We start from the raw sequence: 1,768 nt of genomic DNA on the forward strand, positions 1-1,768 counted from the left end.
ACCAAAGTTTTATTTTAAAGTAAAATTAGGTCCACAACACAGTACGGTATCATTTCAAGAAATTTCTGGATTAGATTCCGAAACTCAACCTATTGAGTACAGGCATGGTGACAGCACGCAATTTTCGACCATTAAAATGCCAGGAATCGTAAAGTCTGGTAACGTAACATTGAAAAAAGGAATTTTTGTGAACGACAATAACTTCTGGAAGTGGTACGATGCTATTAAAATGAATACTATAAAGCGAGAAACGGTTGTGATTCAGTTGTTAGATGAAACAGGTGGCCCAACAATGACCTGGACACTAGCAAATGCTTGGCCTACAAAAATTACGGGTACAGACATGCAATCTGATGCCAGTGAAGTTGCTGTAGAAACGCTAGAACTAGCGCATGAAGGTCTCACCATAGCAAACGGATAATGGCATTGCAACATTCTCCCGTAGCCTTTTATTTCCAACTCCGTTTCAACGGAATTTCTGGAACTGTAGATGCGTCGTTCCAGGAGGTGTCTGGTGTGAGTATGGAATTGGGTGTTGAAGAAATTACGGAAAGTGCGAACAAGCCGTTTAAACAACGCGTTCCTACCTCCGCAAAGTTTTCAAATCTGGTATTAAAATGCGGATTGGTATCTCACGATTCTGAACTGATCGATTGGTGTAGAAACACTCTGGAAGGAGGTCTAACAGAAGTAATTGAAACGAGAAACATATCGATACATTTACTGAATGAAAACGGAGACCCATTAAAATCATGGAGCTTTATGAACGCTTGGCCGGTAAAATGGAACCTAGCAGATCTCGACGCAATGAACCGTGAAGTTTTGATTGAAACCCTTGGATTTTCCTTTAGCTATTTCACCGAAATCACAAGCCTATAAAGACTATTAAACGAAACTTACTTTTTTTAAAGAATGAATTGTACTTAAAAAATTAGAGCAATACTTATAAAAACACATCATGGCTACATCTCCACTAACCCAAGAGTCTGATCTCACCTCCTTTACCATATTATCGAACGGTAAAGAAATTCCCGCTACGTATAAAGTAGTATCCTTAAAAACGGTACACGAACTCAATAGAATTGCAGCTGCAGAAATTGTGTTACTAGATGGGGATACATCCACCCAAAATTTTAAAGTCGCTGATTCTTCAACCTTCATACCGGGAAGCGAGATAGAAATTAAATTAGGGTATCACAGTAAAAATGATACTGTCTTTAAGGGACTGGTCATGAAGCAACACATAAAGATTAGTCATGGAGAGGGGTCCCAGTTACATATCATTTGTAAAGACAAAGCACTCAAAATGACAGTTACCAAAAAAAATAGGATGTACTCGAAAACAACGGACAGTGGTATAATGCAATCGCTTATTAACAGTTCGGGGTTATCTTCGGAGGTACTTGAAACTACTATACTGCACGAAGAAGTAGTGCAAGATGCAACAACAGACTGGCACTTTTTAATCAACCGTGCAGCTATATACGGACTGGTAGTACACACAGATAATGGCAAAGTAGTTGTAGCAAAACCAAAGGTTTCTGACAGTGCTGTTCTTGAAGTTGAATATGGAAGAGACATTAATGAATGTAACATAACCTTAGATGCCAGGTTTCAATATGCTGAAGTAAAAGCAAGATCTCAGGCCTTTAACTCACAAGATTTCATTGAAGCCATCTCGAAGGAACCCATTGTAAACAAACAAGGAAATATTACGGGGAAGAAACTTTCCAAAGTACTTGACGCAAAGAGCTATTTGTTACACTTA

3 protein-coding genes are annotated in these 1,768 nt (G+C 38.7%); all 3 read left to right on the forward strand.

Going from position 1 to position 1,768, the window contains the following annotated elements; all coding sequences use genetic code 11:
• The coding region (locus R3333_RS14455) for a phage tail protein (protein ID WP_318959467.1) at window positions 1-421 on the forward strand (421 nt) is incomplete at its 5' end.
• On the forward strand, window positions 421-879 hold the full coding sequence (locus R3333_RS14460; RefSeq protein WP_318959468.1) for a phage tail protein: 459 nt from the start codon (window positions 421-423) through the stop codon (window positions 877-879). The genes R3333_RS14455 and R3333_RS14460, both read left to right, overlap by 1 nt.
• A 79-nt stretch (window positions 880-958) precedes the next feature.
• Window positions 959-1,768: phage late control D family protein (locus tag R3333_RS14465; RefSeq protein WP_413468692.1), on the forward strand; the 810-nt coding region annotated here is incomplete at its 3' end.

Origin of the sequence: Lishizhenia sp., assembly GCF_033720595.1 — a bacterium.
GTDB lineage: Bacteria > Bacteroidota > Bacteroidia > Flavobacteriales_D > Crocinitomicaceae > Lishizhenia.

What these genes read in the sequence shown, in the direction of transcription:
- R3333_RS14460 (WP_318959468.1), top strand. Translation starts at nt 421, where the DNA reads ATGGCATTGCAACATTCTCCCGTAGCCTTTTATTTCCAACTCCGTTTC.